The organism is Vibrio sp. 1580 (genome assembly GCF_033340055.1).
The window spans coordinates 1-642 of record NZ_JAWOVT010000375.1; the positions used below are offsets into that span (position 1 = coordinate 1).

General features: G+C 46.3%; 1 protein-coding gene. It reads right to left on the reverse strand.

The window, feature by feature from the left end:
- Positions 1–642: HRDC domain-containing protein (locus R7093_RS26095; RefSeq protein ID WP_318147131.1), on the reverse strand; the 642-nt coding region annotated here is incomplete at both ends.

Consider the following 642-nt stretch of genomic DNA (forward strand, 5'->3'; position numbering starts at 1 on the left):
AAAAACTCGGTTGCTAACCCTGATTTTTGCGCAGCACTTTTCACGACATCTTTCATGTTTTTGAAAACTTGCTTATAGCCAGGGTAAGCCATCAGGCGATCAATTTTAGCTGGGTATTCTTCTGGTGGCGTTTGCTTAGCCTTTTTCACGATGGCCGCAATTTTAGTACCGTGACGATTGACCGCGCGGCTATCCATCCCTTCCGCTTCCATCTTTTTAAAGCTTGTTAAACCTAAACGAGCAACCGTTAGCAAATCACCCTCTTTGAAGATGAAGTTTAGTGCTAAGTCGCGCTTGATTGCTTCACGATAACGCCAAGTCGCTAGCGGCTTTAACACAGCTAACTCTGACGGTTTAAGTTGCCACGCTCCTTTAATATCAAGGTACGCATTTTCTTCGTTGGTTTCGCGAATGCGTTTGGAAACCAACAAGTCGCTCTCTTGCTGCACCGCTTCCCACCAACCAGCTTCAGTGACTTTATCGAGCAATTTTTCGTAAAGTGGCAACAAGTAGTGAACGTCTGCCGCTGCATAATCAAGTTGCTTTTGCGTGAGAGGACGAGCCATCCAGTCGGTGCGAGATTCACTCTTGTCCAACGCAACACCTAAGTATTCTTCCACCAGCGTTGCAAAACCTGTTGAC